General features: G+C 52.6%; 17 protein-coding genes. 3 read left to right on the top strand and 14 right to left on the bottom strand.

What is annotated here, in order from left to right:
- Positions 1-79: 79 nt before the first annotated feature.
- Complete coding sequence (locus tag IE054_RS10450; protein WP_189406173.1) at positions 80-1024, bottom strand: LysR family transcriptional regulator; 945 nt, start codon at positions 1022-1024, stop codon at positions 80-82.
- Positions 1025-1279: 255 nt separating this feature from the next.
- Entirely contained in the window at positions 1280-2875 is a 1596-nt protein-coding gene (locus IE054_RS10445; protein ID WP_189406171.1) for an isocitrate lyase, read from the bottom strand.
- A gap of 280 nt (positions 2876-3155) precedes the next feature.
- On the opposite strand from IE054_RS10445, the gene IE054_RS10440 reads away from it, so the two are divergent.
- Together IE054_RS10440 and glsB are read left to right on the top strand one after the other, a co-directional pair.
- Positions 3156-4586, top strand: a complete 1431-nt coding sequence (locus IE054_RS10440; RefSeq protein ID WP_189406169.1) for an alkaline phosphatase — start codon at positions 3156-3158, stop codon at positions 4584-4586.
- A 70-nt stretch (positions 4587-4656) separates the two neighbouring features.
- Positions 4657-5565 carry a glutaminase B gene (glsB, locus tag IE054_RS10435; RefSeq protein WP_189406167.1) on the top strand — a complete coding sequence of 303 codons (909 nt, stop codon included), beginning with the start codon at positions 4657-4659 and terminating at the stop codon, positions 5563-5565.
- A 13-nt stretch (positions 5566-5578) separates the two neighbouring features.
- Here the strand turns inward: glsB and IE054_RS10430 are convergent, their stop codons facing one another.
- From IE054_RS10430 to IE054_RS10375, 12 genes are all read right to left on the bottom strand, one after another.
- The gene (locus IE054_RS10430; protein ID WP_189406165.1) at positions 5579-6670 is read right to left on the bottom strand and encodes a lipocalin-like domain-containing protein; all 1092 of its coding nucleotides are present in this window, start codon (positions 6668-6670) and stop codon (positions 5579-5581) included.
- Entirely contained in the window at positions 6667-9084 is a 2418-nt protein-coding gene (locus IE054_RS10425; RefSeq protein ID WP_189406162.1) for an ABC transporter permease, read from the bottom strand. The genes IE054_RS10430 and IE054_RS10425 overlap by 4 nt, the downstream gene beginning before the upstream one ends.
- Positions 9084-9758: an ABC transporter ATP-binding protein gene (locus IE054_RS10420; RefSeq protein WP_189406160.1), complete on the bottom strand. Its 675-nt coding sequence runs from the start codon at positions 9756-9758 to the stop codon at positions 9084-9086. The genes IE054_RS10425 and IE054_RS10420 overlap by 1 nt, the downstream gene beginning before the upstream one ends.
- Positions 9759-9865: 107 nt before the next feature.
- On the bottom strand, positions 9866-10564 hold the full coding sequence (locus IE054_RS10415) for a VC0807 family protein (protein WP_189406158.1): 699 nt from the start codon (positions 10562-10564) through the stop codon (positions 9866-9868).
- A 29-nt stretch (positions 10565-10593) separates the two neighbouring features.
- On the bottom strand, positions 10594-11157 hold the full coding sequence (locus IE054_RS10410; protein ID WP_189406156.1) for a rhomboid family intramembrane serine protease: 564 nt from the start codon (positions 11155-11157) through the stop codon (positions 10594-10596).
- A gap of 20 nt (positions 11158-11177) precedes the next feature.
- Positions 11178-12344 carry a glutathionylspermidine synthase family protein gene (locus IE054_RS10405; RefSeq protein ID WP_189406154.1) on the bottom strand — a complete coding sequence of 389 codons (1167 nt, stop codon included), beginning with the start codon at positions 12342-12344 and terminating at the stop codon, positions 11178-11180.
- Positions 12345-12347: 3 nt separating this feature from the next.
- Positions 12348-12953, bottom strand: coding sequence for a DUF1190 family protein (locus IE054_RS10400; protein WP_189406152.1), 606 nt, complete (start codon positions 12951-12953; stop codon positions 12348-12350).
- Between the two features lie 9 nt (positions 12954-12962).
- Positions 12963-13379 carry a DUF350 domain-containing protein gene (locus IE054_RS10395; RefSeq protein ID WP_189406150.1) on the bottom strand — a complete coding sequence of 139 codons (417 nt, stop codon included), beginning with the start codon at positions 13377-13379 and terminating at the stop codon, positions 12963-12965.
- 12 nt (positions 13380-13391) lie between these two features.
- The gene (locus IE054_RS10390) at positions 13392-14039 is read right to left on the bottom strand and encodes a YjfK family protein (RefSeq protein ID WP_189406148.1); all 648 of its coding nucleotides are present in this window, start codon (positions 14037-14039) and stop codon (positions 13392-13394) included.
- Positions 14040-14053: 14 nt separating this feature from the next.
- Entirely contained in the window at positions 14054-15106 is a 1053-nt protein-coding gene (locus tag IE054_RS10385; RefSeq protein WP_189406146.1) for a potassium channel family protein, read from the bottom strand.
- Positions 15107-15208: 102 nt separating this feature from the next.
- Positions 15209-15889, bottom strand: a complete 681-nt coding sequence (locus IE054_RS10380) for a PspA/IM30 family protein (RefSeq protein ID WP_189406144.1) — start codon at positions 15887-15889, stop codon at positions 15209-15211.
- A 23-nt stretch (positions 15890-15912) separates the two neighbouring features.
- Positions 15913-16302, bottom strand: a complete 390-nt coding sequence (locus IE054_RS10375; protein ID WP_189406142.1) for a DUF2170 family protein — start codon at positions 16300-16302, stop codon at positions 15913-15915.
- A gap of 182 nt (positions 16303-16484) precedes the next feature.
- On the opposite strand from IE054_RS10375, the gene IE054_RS10370 reads away from it, so the two are divergent.
- Positions 16485-16754, top strand: coding sequence for a DUF6471 domain-containing protein (locus IE054_RS10370; protein WP_189406140.1), 270 nt, complete (start codon positions 16485-16487; stop codon positions 16752-16754).
- The last annotated feature ends 101 nt before the right edge of the window (positions 16755-16855 follow it).

The raw sequence follows: 16855 nt of genomic DNA, 5'->3' as shown, positions 1-16855 counted from the left end.
TGCGAAGTTAATTGAACACCTACTTTACCTGCTTTTCCGATTTATGGTTTGTATGCTTGTCATTCTTAATGTGAATGACTTACATCGCACTCATTTCACTGGCAACATCACTGATCAGCCGCCGTAGCCAGATGTGTCCTGCATCATGATGTAGCAGCGCACTCCACGCCATTTTCAGGGCAATAGGTGGAATATCAAACGGCGGCGGTTTGACCACTACAGTAGGGTCGTCTTTAAACAGTTTTGCCGCTTTGCTGGGCAGGGTGGCAATCAGGTGCTGCTTGCGGGCAATCTGTAGCGCAGCATGATAGTGCCGGGTAAACACGCGAATCGCGCGTTGTTTGCCGATTTTGGTCAGCTCCGCATCTACCCAGCCGAGCTTCTGAACTTCATTGGGATCGATGCCAACGCCAACGCCGAATCCGGTTTTGCTGACCCAGATGTGCTGAGCATTGAGGTACCCGTCTAAATCAAAATTATCCACCAGCGGATGCCCGGCGTTCATGACACAGCTAAAGGTGTCATACCAAATTACTTTTTGATGAAACGACAGGGGCAGCTCGTCAAAACGATTGATCGCCATATCCACTTTACCCTGTTCGACGTCATGGAATGTCACATCACTTGGCGTAATCAGGTCCAGAGTAATATTTGGCGCCAGACTGGCAAGTTTGCCGACGAGTTCAAGTAGCAGAGTACTCTCAGCATAATCGCTGGTCATGATGCGGAAGGTGCGTTCGCTGGTTTGTGGATCGAAGTCAGTCTCGGGCTGGATGGAGCTTTCCAGTTTACTGAGCACGTCGCGCACAACAGGCTGCAACTCCAGCGCTCGTTTAGTTGGCGTCATACCGTCGCTGGTACGCACCAGCAGTGGATCTTTAAACAAATCCCGTAAACGCTTCAGGCCGTTGCTCATAGCAGGCTGCGTAATACTCAGTTGATTTGCCGCCCGCGTTACGCTTCCTTCTCGCAACAGTACATCTAAATAGACCAGTAAATTCAGGTCTACCTTGGCGATATTCATAACAGGAATGTCCTTTTTCTATACTGATTTCCGTCAGGAGTATAAAAGGTTTTAAGGTGGCTGTCAGATAGGCCTTTAGTCTTATCCTTTGCAACAGGATATGAATAAAATCAATAATTATCAGTATGATATATAATTTTAACATTGAGGCGTGAGAACCGCTGACCAGTCTTAGCGGTACACGGTCCAATAAACGGGATGAATAGCAAAGAAAAAGGGCGCCACAGGCGCCCTTGCATTGTTCAGACACGTCGTTTATACGTCGAACTGATTCATGGTGTTGTCCTTACCGGAGGCCTTGAGGGCCGCTTCGCCGGAGAAATACTCCTTATGCGTATCGCCCAGATCCGAGCCTGCCATGGCCTGGTGTTTCACGCAGGCAAGGCCTTCACGAATTTCTTTGCGCTGAACCCCCCGGACATAGGCCAGCATGCCGTCTTCACCGAAGTAGCCTTTCGCCAGATTATCTGTCGACAGGGCAGCCGTATGATAGGTTGGCAGTGTGATCAGGTGATGGAAAATCCCGGCCTCGCGCGCTGCATCAGCCTGGAAGCTCTGAATTTTTGCATCGGCTTCGGCGGCCAGCTCAGTGCTGTCATATTCTTCTGACATCAGCCTTGCACGATCATACGCCGAGACGTCTTTACCCGTTTCCTGCCAGTTGTCGAATACCTGCTGACGGAAGTTCAGTGTCCAGTTAAACGAAGGCGAGTTGTTATACACCAGCTTGGCTTTCGGCTCCTGTTCACGAATAGCATTGACCATATCGGCAATCTGACCCACATGGGGTTTTTCGGTTTCAATCCACAGCAAATCGGCGCCATTTTGCAGTGAGGTAACACAATCCAGTACTACGCGATCAACACCGGTGTTTTCTTTAAAACGGAACAGTCCGTTAGGCAGTCTTTCTGGCTTAACCAGCTCGCCGTTTTGCTTAATCACCATCTCGCCGTCATTAAGATCTGCCACACTGTTAACCGGCGTGGTTTTCAGAAAAGCGTTGTACTGTGACGCCAGGTCGCCTTTACTGGTTGACACCGGAATTTTCTGCGTGAGACCGGCCCCGAGTGAGTCGGTACGGGCAACAATAACCCCATCATCCACACCCAGCTCAAGAAAGGCGTAACGTACGGCATTAATTTTCGCCAGAAAGTCCTCGTGAGGGACGGTAACTTTGCCGTCCTGGTGGCCGCACTGCTTGGCGTCGGATACCTGGTTTTCAATCTGAATACAGCAGGCGCCCGCTTCGATCATTTTTTTGGCCAGCAGGTAAGTGGCTTCTTCGTTACCAAAACCGGCATCAATGTCCGCAATAATTGGTACGATATGCGTTTCGAAATTATCGATCTTCGCCTCTACTGCACGGGTGTCTCCCCCACTTGCCTTGACCGCATCCAGCTCTTTAAACAGATCGCCGAGTTCGCGGGCATCAGCCTGACGCAGGAAGGTATACAATTCTTCAATCAGCGATGATACCGACGTTTTTTCATGCATCGACTGATCAGGGAGCGGCCCGAACTCTGAACGAAGCGCGGCAACCATCCAGCCGGACAGGTACAGGTAGCTTCCCGCCGTAGTGCCCTGATGCTTTTTCACTGACAACATTTTTTGCTGACCCACAAAGCCATGCCAGCAGCCCAGTGACTGTGTATATTTTGACGGGTCTGCATCGTAGGCTTCCATGTCTTTGCGCATAATGCCGGCAGTATAGCGGGCAATATCCAGACCGGTCTTAAAGCGGTTCTGCACCTTCATTCGTGCAGCGTACTCGGGATCAATTCTGTCCCATGTACCGTTTTGGGTGGCTTTTAATGAAGCGAAATTATCAATGTCTTGCTTATAGTTCGACATGCGCGTCTCCCGGATGTACTTAAATTATTATCTGATCCCGCTTATCAGCGTTCTCCTGAGTTCCATTTCATCCTAGGCTGGTCCATCCAATAACAGAAATATATATTTTGGATTGTCGTCATTAATATTGTGAATGGATAGGGGGTGTTATAAGAATACTAAATAAAACGTGCGTACTATAAGGGACTGTCGCACGCTACCTGACGCTGACCGGATTGAAATTGTTCACAGCTGCTCACTGCATTACACTAATGGCATTTCTACTCTCAGGGATGCTTACATGTCTAAATCCTTTTTTGCACTGACACTGCTTGCAGGCGCAGCAATGACTGGTTGTATGCAGTCAACAGCTAAACCGGTCAGTACCGCAACCGCCAATACGTCTGACACACCGCGCAATATCATCATGGTGGTCGCTGACGGAATGGGACCGGCTTATACCACCGCCTACCGTAACTATCAGGATGATCCGGCTACCGAAGCGGTAGAAAGCGTGGTGTTCGATGACATCCTGATTGGGAGTGCATCGACGTATCCACATCAGCAGTCCGGCTACGTGACCGACTCGGCAGCGGCAGCGACGGCGCTGGCCAGCGGAACCAAGACCTATAACGGTGCCATTGGGGTTGATGCGGCAAAGCAACCGCTGGAGTCGGTGATGATGCGCGCCAGACAGCAGGGTAAACGCACGGGTCTGGCTGTAACCTCACAGATTGTGCACGCAACCCCGGCATCCTATATCGCGCACGATGAAAGCCGTAAGAACTACAACGCTATTGCCGACGACTTTTATGATAACCGCGTGAATGGGCAACATATCGCAAACGTTATGTTGGGCGGCGGTACCCGCTATTTTGAGCGCGACGATCGTGATGTGCTGGCGCAGTTCATTGATGACGGTTACGCCTATGCAGACAGTTACAACCGGCTTGCGGCGATCCCGCAGGGCAGTGATGTCATTGGTCTGTTTGCGGATGTGGCATTGCCACCGGTGCTGGATGACAAGCGTAAAAATCGTCTGGCCTATATGACTGAGCATGCTATTAAGCACCTGGAAAATGACAATGGCTTCTTTTTACTGGTAGAAGCCAGCCAGATTGACTGGGCCGGTCATTCCAACGATATTGCCTCTGCTATGGCTGAAATGCACGATTTGGCGCAAACCATGGAGATGCTGCGTGAATATGTTGAAGCGCATCCGGATACTCTGGTTATTCTGACCGCGGATCACAGCACAGGAGGTCTGACAGTAGGCGCACGCGGCGACTATCGCTGGAGCCCTGAATTTCTGTCTGCTATGCAGGCTTCGGTTGGCACTATTGCCAGCAACATGGGTGATGAAGCCGCACCAGGTGCCTATGTTGCCGGGCAGCTTGGTTTTACACTCAGTGATGACGAAGTGGCGCGGTTCGATGAACTGGCGGGGGAGCCAGACGTAAATAAACGTGAAGCTCAGTTAAAGCAGTTCCTTGATGAAAAAACCAATACAGGCTGGACCACAAGCGGGCATACAGGTGTCGATGTGGAAGTCTTTGCCTTTGGTGCCGGCAGCCAGGCGCTGGCCGGTCAGCATGACAATACGGATATTGCCGCTGTTATTTTTGAGCATCTTAAGGGCAGCAGTATGCAAACGCCTGTGTCAGACAACAAAGGAACACCGTCTGGCGATGATGATGCCTGCGACTTTAAAGAAGACTGGCGCTGTCATTAAGTTCAGCAGACCGGTCTGCGCTGCAGGCCGGTTTAATTTTTACTTTTTTTCCTTTCATATACGTTAGCTTATGCAGTCACTGTTAAACGAGATCTACAATGATGTGAAGCCCATGCTGGGCCAGGGCAAGGTCGCGGGCTATATTCCGGCGCTTGCCAGTGTTGATCCGGCACAGTTTGGTATTGCCATTTGCGACAACGCCGGGGAGGTGACCAGTGTCGGCGAAGCTGATACCCCGTTTTCTATTCAGAGTATTTCCAAACTGTTTAATCTTGTGATGGCCATGAACCATTACGGTGAGGGACTGTGGGACCGGGTTGGCTGCGAGCCCTCCGGACTGCCGTTTAACTCGCTGGTGCAACTGGAGTACGAGAGCGGAATTCCCCGCAACCCGTTTATCAATGCCGGCGCGCTGGTAGTAAGCGACATGAACGAATCGCGTTTTGCCTCTCCCCATCTGGCCATGCGGGATTTCGTCAGACGCCTGTCTGCCAATGACAGTATTTTTTCCAACAGCGATGTGGCCGATTCTGAGTACGAACACCGTTCGCGTAATGCGGCGATGGCGTATTTGATGAAGGCCTATCACAACTTCGACAATGAGGTTGAGGATGTGCTGCACAATTATTTTTATAATTGCGCGGTGGAGATGTCGTGCAAGGATCTGGCCCGGAGCATGAATTTTCTGGCTAACCGCGGGCATTGTGTTTTCAGTGCCTCTGATGTGCTGAATAAAGACGAGACCCGACAGGTGAATGCACTGCTGGCGACCAGTGGACTGTATGATGAGGCCGGGCGTTTTGCGTTTAAAGTGGGTTTGCCGGGTAAAAGCGGTGTGGGCGGCGGAATTGTGGCGGTCGTGCCCGGTCGTTTTTCTTTGTGTGTGTGGTCACCGGCATTAAATGAGATGGGCAATTCCGTGCTCGGTGTTGCCGCACTTGAGTCGTTGACCCGCAGAATTAACTGGTCGGTTTATTAACGGTGGCGAGGCCTTAATACCCGGTCAGCTCCAGAAAGCCACGCCCGCGATGACTGCCGGTAACCTCTACCCGTCCTTCGTAATATTGTGCGACACCCGGATTAAACTGCTTTTTCTTAAATGGCGATATCCGGATATCAATGCCGGCTGAGGCAATGCTGACCGACCATGTCACTGGCAGACGTTTGCCATTAATCTGCTCGTAGCCACTGGGTGTCAGGCTAATCTCGTCAGCGGACAAGGTGCGGCTTGAGCCATCGGCATTAATCAGGGTACCGGTAGTGAAGGGGGGCTCGCCCTCAACGTACATATTAAAGGCCATCAGTTTCTGGCCGTTGTCCAGTGATAAGGAGAGCCAGTCCCAGCCCAGTGCATCTCCGCGGGCTAACTGACTGGTCCATTCGTGATCAAACCAGCCATCGCCCTGCACAGTCAGGGTTTTATTATCGATTTCGACGCTACCTCGAATATCAATAAACGGCACACTGTAGTAATAAGAGCGAAAACGGCCATCCGCGGACTTCTGACTGAACCCGTTGTCACCGTGCAGAACAGCAGGACCGGTGCTGCGCATTTGCAGGCTGACGCTGACCTTGTCGGTGGCTGACACGGACAGTGTCGAGGGAAACATCTTATAGTCCTGGGTACCCGGACTGGCCTGCCACTGCCAGTGATCGATAAAAGCGCGAAAGGGTGACGTATAGACGCCGGCATTACCGACACCGCCGCGCGCCACTTTTTCTTCAAAATAGTGGGTGTCCGGGGTGTGAAGGGATACATGAGCCAGCCAGCGCTGACGGTCTGACCAGGCATTGTCTGTGGCGTCAGGCTGAGTAAAGCGAAACAGCGTAAACTGCAAGCCATAAGGTCTATCACTGATGTCGCTGAGTGTGGCGGTAAGGTACCACCATTCCAGCCGAAATGCGGGGTGACTGGCATGATCGGCAGGCAGTACCACCGGATTGCCGGGCACAACCGGCGCCGCATCAGGCACTGATGCGGCTAACTGACTAAACGGTGTCACGCGCTGAGACTGCGTTTGCTGTTCTTTGCAGGCAATTAATGTCAGCGCCATGAGTAAAAGGCTCAGCCACAGACGCTTCATAAGGCAACCTGCTGACGAAGGTCGATGCGGGTGCGCACTTTTGACAGCGGCACCAAGAGTATTAACAGAATTGCACCAGTGCTTACCAGCACGCTTGTGAGCAACACCCCGGCATCGATCTGAAGCGGATACACCCAGTCAAAGGCAAAGCGGTTAACTTTTTCAATAAATACCCAGGCCAGCCCAATGCCGGCAGGTACCGACAACAATGCCGTGCCCACACATAACAGCAAGTATTGGGTGAAAAGTGCCAGGTGGATACGCAGTGCACCAAGCCCCAGACTTCTCAGCAATGCCAGCTGAGGCCGGATATCAAGGCTCACTGTGACGATGGCCAGCAAAAAGGACAGGGCGGCAACACTTAACGTGGCAATATTTAACGCCCGGGTAATGGTAAAGGTGCGCTCAAACGCCTGCATCGACAGCGTAAGCAGTGCACTGGCCGAATAATAGTCAGTCTCTTCGTCGAGCGTCTTAGCCCAGTTGTCTATCAGTGTCTGGGCTCCGGGTGCTGCAATGACGCTGAATACGCCGCTGGCATTTTCAGTGCTGGCCAGCGCATCAAGTGGCAGCAGGACCTGGCTGTCCGGGTTGCCATAATCAGGGTAAATCCCAACCACAGTATACGCCGACGCAGAATTGCGCGAGGCAGTGATGGTCACCTGGTCGCCCACTGAAAGGCCACGTCGGAATGCCAGTTGCTGATTAATAAATGTGCCTTCGCCTCGTGTAAACAGTGCCCAGGCGTCCGGCGCAATCGTGTCGGTGACCAGCCCCTGCCTGGCGCGCAAGGTCGCAGGGTAACTGCGGGCGCGGGCCGGTAAGTCGTTTAGTGTGACATCCGCGCGGTAAACAGGCGTTAACTGCAGGTCCTCAGGCGCTGCCAGCGTCTCAGCGCCGGATGATGTATAGACATAGCCATCGGCACTTAAGCGGTGTTCGACCCAGTCATAGGTGGCAGTGCGAAAGCTGTCGGTCATGATATTCATGGCAATATTGGCCGTCAGCGCAATAAAAAACGCGCACACTGCCATGCGGGTGCGCTGCGACAGCTGCACGGCGCTGGCAGCGCTGAAATGAAGCACGGGCAGGCGCCGGGGTGTGGCGCGGGCCAGGCATGCGAGCAGGGGCGGCAGCCAGGCCAGTATACATACGCAGCCACACAGCAGGCTGAGCCCAACAATGGCAAGCGCACTTACCCTGTCAAACGCCAGTGCAGGTGCAAGTAAGGCCACGGCAAGGGCGATAAGGCCAAGCCAGCGCGGCAATACGGTGGGTCCCCGTGCCTGGTTAAAGGTCAGCAGCCGTGATAAACGCATCACGGGCAGCAGCATGAAAACGACCAGCGCCAGCATACTCAGCCCCCAGGCCTTCAGAAACAGCACAGCAATGGCGGGCTGGGCTTCAATGTAATTGGCCGAAAACATGGAGATGAAGGTGCTGGCAATGGCCGGCGTAAAGCTAAGCGTCAGCCATGCCCCGGCCGCAACCCCGGCTAAACTGGCAATTCCCGTATACAGTGCCAGCTCGCCAAACAGGGCCGCCGACAGCGCGCGGGCACTCAGCCCGGCCTGCCTGAGTCGCACCAGTGTGGCAAGCCGTGACCGGTACATCAGATTAAGCGCATTAACCACGATAAACAGACTGACCACCGCCATCAGCGCGCCCATGGCCCACAGATTCAGCCGAAAACTTTCACTCATCTGGGCGTTACCCGTGAGTTGTGGCGCTGTGCTGGCCTGCAGGTGGGGTGGCAGCAGGCGGCGCAATGTTGTGATATCAGCGTCGCTCACCGGCCTTGTCGCTATCAGTGCACTCAGTGGTGATTCATCCAGAGAATACAGTGAATAATACACAGGCATATCCATCATAATAAGGCCGTAGGGGAGCTGTGCGTTAGCAGTAGGGGTCGGTAATTTTTTGCCATTGGCAAGGTTCAGTGGTTTGCCGGCACAGCCCAGCGCGGACAAGGTTGCGGGGGCAGCCGCAACCGCATCAACCGGTGCAGGTAGTGTGTCTGGTGAGACTGATTCCCCGTTAATACGTTGATGGAAAAAAGCGCCTGTACCATCAAGGGCAAGGCTGTCAAGCGCCATACTCTCACCGTTGGCGCAACGCAGAGTCAGCCTGTTTCGGGTCACAGCGACGAGTTTGTCGAAGCCGGCCTGCCGTAACTGTGCGTAGTCTGTTTTAGTCAGCGGCTGCGACGCACGCTTTGCCGTTACTTCAAGAGACGGGCTGCTTAACGCGTTCAGGCTGGCCTGATTGCTTTGACTGGCGCTGTCATTAATCAGGCTGACTGCGGTCAGGCCCGCACAGGCTACCATGATAGAAAATACAATCAGCACCGGCTCCCAGGGCCTGGCCCGGGCCAGTGACAACAGCGTGGTAAAAGCCAGCCATACCCGTCGCATCAGGACGCTGGCACCGCAGACTGGTTAGACTGAAGCTGGCCATTATGCAGCCGGTAGCTGACGTCGGTGCAGTCGGCAACTTCACTGGCGTGGGTGACCAGCATCAGCGTGGTGCCGGTGTGACGGCAGGTATCAATTAATGCGGTCGTGACCCGTTCACTGGTTGCCTCATCCAGGTTACCGGTCGGCTCATCGGCCAGAAGAAGGGCTGGGCGGTGTGCCAGCGCTCTGGCAATAGCGACCCGCTGCTGCTCTCCGCCGGACAGTGAGCCGATCATGGCAGTTTCTAAATGTGCAATATCAAGCTGGTGCATGATGTCACGCTGGTAGGTGTCATCAGGGTTACCTTTGAGACGGGCCGGAAAGGCAATGTTGTCCCACACAGACAGGCAGTCAAGCAGGTTAAAGCTTTGGAACACCACGCCAAGTTGCTGCCGTCTGAAGGCGTCGGCATCGCGGGTGTGGGTAAAAATCAGGGAGGTGTCATTAAAGGTGATGTCGCCGCTGTCGGGCAATTCAAACCCGGCAATCAGTGACAGCAGCGTCGACTTTCCGCAGCCTGAAGCGCCCTGAATACTGACAGACTGCCCGGCGGGAACCGTCAGTGACAGCCCATCTAGCTGTGGCGCAGCGGTGCCGGGAAAGTGTTTGGATAAGTGCGCAATTTTGAGCATATCAATCCTGTATACGAACACCCCGGTCTGCAGCTCACCGCGTTGTGAGCATGCCTTTCATTATGAAAGACTTTAGGCCTTTTCTATCAGTCAGGGTCGAATAGGACCTACTGATTAATAAAGGACTCCAGATCTTCGCCGGTGAGTTGCTTGATCTGTCTGAACAGGTAAAACAGGGCGGTCATGAGCAGGATCATGCTCGGAATTACAATGACCGGATAACTCAGTGCTGTCATTCTACCCAGCTCTTCGGTGTAAGCGGTAGTGCCGGGTTCACTGACCAGGATCACCTTAGCCAGTACATAATTAAGCACGGCAGAAAGAAAAAACGAACTGGCTACGATGTAGGAACTGAAAGCCACTTTCTTACTGAATTCCTGCTGCTTGTTTTGCTCATCCAGCACCTGATTCAGGCGCGGCCAGTTAATCAGCTGCTCGTTTAGCACCAGCACTTTAACCAGCGGTTTTTCCGTGTACTGGGTGATCAGAACAGCGATGCCAATCAGCGCCGGGATTGCGGCTTCTTTAATAGCGATGTATTCGGCAGGTAACTCCAGCAGGCTGATGCCGCCGGTCAGAATGACGCTGATGATCCCAAGTACCGAGAACATATTGACCTTGCCTGAGTCTTTTAAGTCCCAAAGTCCGTAGCCAATCGGGAAAATCAGTGCAGCGACAATACTCCAGGCCGGGCCAAGGTACGCCTCATCGCTGGCGTAACTCATGATCACGACCGGAATAATAATATTAAAGGCAAGGTTGCCGAAAAAGCTTTGATTCTGTTTTTGCTGGTGCGCGTTAGCCATGATTACTACTCAGTGAAACTGTCCCGGGATTATACGGTATTGCGGCGACGTGCCCAAGTCCAGGCGCTCAGCAACCCGGCTAAAAAGCCAAACAAATGATATTCAAACGAAATAAACCGCTGAGTAGGCAGCACGCCCACCAGCATGCCGCCATACAGGGCGATCACGACGATGGAAATGAGCAGGTAGCGCACGCGCCCGGAGGTAAACCCGGCCAGCAATAAAAAACCAAAATAGCCGTACAGCATGCCACTTGCCCCGATATGCACCGCGCTGCGTGCAAACAGCCACACACCGATACCACTGAGTACCATGACGGTGAGCGACACCTTCACAAAAACCTTATTACCCCATTGCATAGTTAACCACATAAAAAGCACCAGCGGTAACAGGTTGGCGATAAGGTGAGTGGGGGAGCTGTGCAGCCAGGGTGCCGTAAACATAAAGCCTAATGCGTGCAGGTGACGAGGCACCAGGCCATACTGATTCAGGTAGTTGCCGGTAAACAGGTTTATGACTTCCAGTACCAGCAGGATGCCGGCAACAATGCCCAGAAAAGAGAGTTGTTGCTTCACAGTGGCGATGGCTTTCATAAGCTGTCCTTTACGGCGTATTACACGATAATATGGGGCAAATAACGGGACAGGTCCTGCGTAATCTGACTGCTGTCTTCCCGGATTGATATACCGGCCGGTTCATCACCAATCAGCCAGCTGCCAATCAGAGTAAAGTTATCTTCAAAGCGCGGCAGTCGCTGGTAGCCCTGCAGCACAAACCCTTCTTCTCCGTACGGGCCATCGCTCAATACAGATTCTTTGCCGTTCTCAATCAGTGAAATATTCGCGCCCTCGCGGGAAAAAACCGGCTTTTTAATCCAGGCTGAGGCCTCGCGTTCATCAGGCGTGTCATTATCAAAATAGGCGGGGAGCAGGTTAGGGTGCCCTTTAAACTCCCGCCATAGCAGCGGTAACAGGGCCTTATTCGACAAAATGGCCTTATAGGAAGGCTCCAGCCAGTGAACCTGTGCACCAGACAACGCCTCTGCAAAGGGCTCACGCAGCATGAACTCCCAGGGATATAACTTAAAGCAGTCGGTTATCGGCGCATCGCGCAAGTCGGTAAACAAGCCATTGTCTGACAGGCCAATATCCTCGATATAGACAAAGTCGGTGGTCAGTCCGGCGGTGGCAGCGCAGTCCTGCAGGTACTGCACGGTGCCACGGTCTTCATCGGTATCCTTACAGCAGGCAAAGTGCATCTGATCGATGTGATAATGCGCGGCAATGTCTTTAAACCGGTTAACCAGCTTTTCCTGCAGACTGTTAAACTGATCAGACTGGCGTGGCAGTGTGCCGTTATCTACCTGCTGCTGAAGCCACAGCCACTGCCAGAAACCGGTTTCATACAGGCTGGTTGGCGTATCTGCGTTATTTTCCAGTAATTTAGCCGGGCCACTGCCGTCATAGACCAGATCAAGGCGTGCATACAAGCTTAGATCGCGGGCCAGATAACTGTCACGGATCAGGTCCCAGTGTGGCTCAGGAATACAGAAACGGCGCATTAATGCCTCGCTGCTGACCACCTTATCCAGCACATGCAGACACATCTGGTGCAGTTCGGCGGTGGGATCTTCCAGATCCTGCTCGATTTGCTTTAGCGTAAACTGGTAATAGGCAGACTCATCCCAGTAAGGCTCGCCATACATGGTATGAAAGTGAAAGCCAAATTCCGTGGCTAATTGCTGCCAGCCGTTGCGAGGCTGGCAGGGAAGGCGAAACATGGTCTAGCCGCCCCAGCCAGAACGTGAGCTGCCCCAGCTGGATTTGGCCCGTACACTGCTGCCGAAACCTCCGCGACTCATGGTACGGGTCACGGTAGGTTTCGTTTTCAGTGTGTCCGGCCGTACCCGGTAGTTGCGCTTTCTGATATTACCGTCAAACACATAACCGTCTGCCGTTACCCAGCGTGAACGAAATGACGAATAGGGCGAGGTTGAGGTGTACAGCGGCTGGGAGTAATAACGGTTAGGCGACATTAACTGACTGACCATGTAGCCGGCCATAAACGGCATGAAGAAACTGCCACTGTTTGTTTGCACATACTGACAGCGGTTATCACCGAATTCATACTCACAGTCTGATTCGGTGCCAAAGCGGGGCGCAGTGCGCTGCGCTTCGTCCACCGCCCGTTGATAAGCCGCTTCACAACGTTGCGGCGCATCCGGGTAATCGTCCTTGCAGTCGTCAAGGTTGGTATAAATCTGTGCATCCTGGCGCTGTGTACAGGCACTTAACAATACACCGGCCACACCCACGGCCAGCGGTTTGAGCGCAAAGGCTTTGCGCATCTGACTCAGGTTTATGTGTTTACTGCGTTTTTGCTGTGTCATAGCGCCTCCTTAATAGGTCATGCAGGCGGCATTCAGCAGTCCGACTGCGACCGACATGCAGGCCAGCATGACGCCGGCAGAGACTTCGTTGTTGTTAATGCGCTCCGCAATCTTTGGCATAAAGGTGAAACGCAGCAGCGCAAACGCCAGTGACTGAGCAATGATCGCCACGATGCCCCAAATGGCAAAATCAATCAGCGCGATGGAGTTTGACGCAGCCCCAGACAGTGCAATTGCAAAGCCAATCAGTGCACCACCAAAGCCGACTGCAGCGGCGACATTTTTGTCTTCTTTAACCAGTTTCCACTCATCGTGCGGGGTAACCAGTGCATACACCAGCTTGAACACGAAAATAAACACAATTGAAACGACAAAATACAGTGCAAAATTGTCGAGTCCGGCCAGCGAGTTCATGATCATTTCCATCAGGAGTCCTTATTATCCGTTTATCGTTATGTCAGCAGGTTCAATATCAAAGCCGGTACTGATGACCAGACAGCGATCTGCATTATTACCTACAATTTTTTCTTCTCCCACTACCAGCAGAGATTCGGTGCGCCCGTTTTCTAGCGGACGTTCATATAACATCATGAATTGGTCGGTGTCACTCACATCACCGTCCTCTTCAAAAGTTTTTTCAGTGACCGCGACGGGCGGGGAGGTGTCACCTACGGCATCCCATACTCGGGTAAAGGTGTGGCCGTCCAGGGTATAGGTGGGTTGTGAAATCAGGGTGTCGAGCGTTTCCCGCCATTGTGAGTCAGAGCCAATGGTCTGGGTGTTATAAAAATGCCAGAGTTTTACGTCACTGATGTGATTTTCGCTCTCGCCGCCATCACAAACTACCTGAAGGAAGGCGTCGTCATCAGTATAAAAGCGCAGCAACGTACCGCCACTGTCGAGCGCGGCGCGGCCTACAGCCTGTATGAGTTGCGAGCGGGCAGCGCCCTCAATGGTTAATTCAGGTTCGAGCAGCTTAAGCTTAAGATCATCAAGCTCAAACGAGCCACCCAGATACAGGCCCATGATTTCTGGTGACGCAGGTTTCTGCGTCGTTTCTTTTTTGCCAAACAGTTTACTGAACATTGGCTCTTCCTCGCTTATACGCCCAGTGCGACCCAGTCGATATTCGGGATGCGCGCGTCGGCGATGTAGAAAATTCTGTCACCCGGCTGCAACTGGGTCGATAAGTCAGGGTTCACTACCATGTTTTTATAGACCCCACCCGGTGCATAACCGATAAATATCGCGTCGTAGCGCTTTTTAAGGTTCACAAACAGCTTCTCTACTGCCACAGCATTACAGTCTGCGGGAATGCCTACCGAAAATTGCGCCTGTCCTTCATCGACGCTGAGCAAATCGTGATGCAGCATGCTCGAGCCAGGATCAAACGCGGCCTTGGCCAGCATTTCTACCGCAACGCTGGGGGTGCACTCCACTTTAGGGCAGTGCTGTTGCAGTAAGGGAACCAGGCTGTCGTCGGTGAAGTAGGCCACCTGATGGGCATCAGGGTTGCGCTGTGAGGTATACAGCGCCGTAGTCATGGTCACATCATCCTGTGGGTTATCCATCAAAATGGTGCTGGCCTTAGCGATGCAGGCGCGGTCCATATCCGCATCTTTATTGAAGGATTCGACACGCACAAACTCAATCTGGCCGGGCATCGGATTTTCGATGTCGGCTTTGACACACAGCACAATCTCCGGCTTTGATGGCACAAATTCCCGCTCCTGAAGGAGCAGGTCCAGCAACAGCATTGTACGGTGTTCGTTCCAGCCGATAACCAGGATATGATCCTGAACATGCAAGCTTCTCATACCTCGCATTCCTTTTTTCCATTGTTCTGAAACCCAGGCAGCAATACGGCCAATCACCATGGCGAACAGCGTCAGGCCAACGGGGATCACGTACAGGGCAACAATCAGTTTGCCGGCGTGTGTGACGGGCGATAAATCGCCATAACCCACGGTCGAGGCTGTGACAGCCAGCCAGTAAAGATAGTCAATTTGCTGAGTCAGGGCCGTTTCATTGGCCAGGAACAGGAAAATCCAGCTACTCAGCGCATAAAAAAGTGTACCACCAAGAATGGTGTACCAGCGCGACTCCGAAAAGTAGCGCAGCATGACTTTTTTAACTTTTATCCACGGTGTCATGACGAGAGCGGCCGATCCCTGTTGTTGAAAAGGCACCGGTTGACGGTGCCAGGTAAACACGTGACTTAACCATGACAGCCCTGATGCGGGCTGTCTACTGTGTTACTTGCCTAAAATCCGGCTTAGTTCGTCATCTGCAGACGACTTTCCGCCTTTAATGCCGGCGTCGGCCAGGCGTTTTTCCAAATCATCGCTGGACTCGCTGGACGCCAGTTCTTCTGCGGCCTCCAGTTCTGCGCCGCGCATTTTCTGGCGATCCTGAATGCGGCTTAGCGACTCGGTTGCCGTTTTCATTTTGCTATTGGCACCGGTATGCCGTGATGACACCGCAACCTGCGCCTTCTGAACACTTTCAGTGGCTTTGACCATATCGACCTGCTGCTCCAGACGACGCAGATTCGCCTTTGCCTGCTGAATATTCTGAGCCAGTTTCTTTTCAGATTGCTGGAACTGATCCAGATAGCTTTGTTCCTGCTCGCGCTCTTCTTTCAGGTCGGAGACCTTCTGTGCACAGTCCAGCGCCAGCTGACGATCTGAATCAACGGCTTTGCGGGCATGCGCTTCGTATTCGTCTATCGAGCTGTTGAAGCTGTCAATCTTCTGTTGTGACAGTTTGCACTTGGCCAGAATTTGCGTGCGGGCATGATCAGACTTACGCAACTCTTCTTTGGCCTCGCGGATTTCCTGCTCGAGGATCCGAATCGCCTGACTGTCTGCTACCGACTGAGCGGCTTCTGTCGCACCGCCTTTGACGGCAGTAATAAGTTTTTTCCACACTGACATTTCGCTTTTCCTCCAGCGTAACGTTATTTGAGGTAGGTTTCGTACGCATCAAGAAACGATGCAACATTCTGAAACAGGGTCTCAACTTCAATGACAATACTCTGTGCTTTAGATTGTGCACTTAAAGCACCAAAAGCGGTGTAATATTCGTCGTCACCCACATTTGAGATCCCGACCGTCGTTAAGGGAAATAACATGTGCGTAGACAGGATGTCGTGGTCAAGTGCGGCTTTATCGCTCACCTGACTGGCAGCAAACAGCAAACTTTCCACCAGGATCTGTTCGCCACTGATCGCAAGCCAGGCATCAATGCCATCCTGATTTGCAATGAGCAGACAATTTTCCTCGCGGGTCACCACAAAGTCGTCATACTCAGTTAACAAAGCTTCTATGCTCTGTAGATCCCAACTCATTTTCTGTCTCCTTAACGGGTTAAGCGAAAGTGCCAGCATCCACTGTAACGGGATTTCGCAACAACGCCAATAATGTTGCTTGCAGTGTAGTCAGAGCATGCCATAATCGTCAATAACGAATACGCACTTAATGTGTAAAAAAGTGTGTTTATGTAAAATATAATTCACAATTGGGGTTTATTTTGGTTGCCAAAGAAGGCTGGAGACAAGTGGTACAGCGACTGGTTAAATCGGAAATGTCAGTCCGTGGCGTGAAGTACCAGGCGCTCAGCACCCGGCTGTCTGAAATTGGGGTAGAGCAAAGTGCGGACAATCTACGCAATAAGGTCAATAAAGGGATCATGGGCGCCGACCTGTTACTGCAAATATTAATGGTGCTTCGGGCTCGACCCGTCACGGTAGAAATGATGCAGGAGATCCTGGCGGATTTACACGACGGTCCGGTACCCTAAGTGCGCCAATTTAGCCGCCATGGCTGACGAGCGCGGCGTAGTCAGGTAAACTTCGCGACTGATAGTCCGGCATCAGAAAGAAAAAAGCCCGGTAGCAACCG

The organism is Alteromonas halophila (assembly GCF_014651815.1).
Classification (GTDB): domain Bacteria; phylum Pseudomonadota; class Gammaproteobacteria; order Enterobacterales; family Alteromonadaceae; genus Alteromonas; species Alteromonas halophila.
This window is presented reverse-complemented; position numbering and strand designations above follow the sequence as displayed.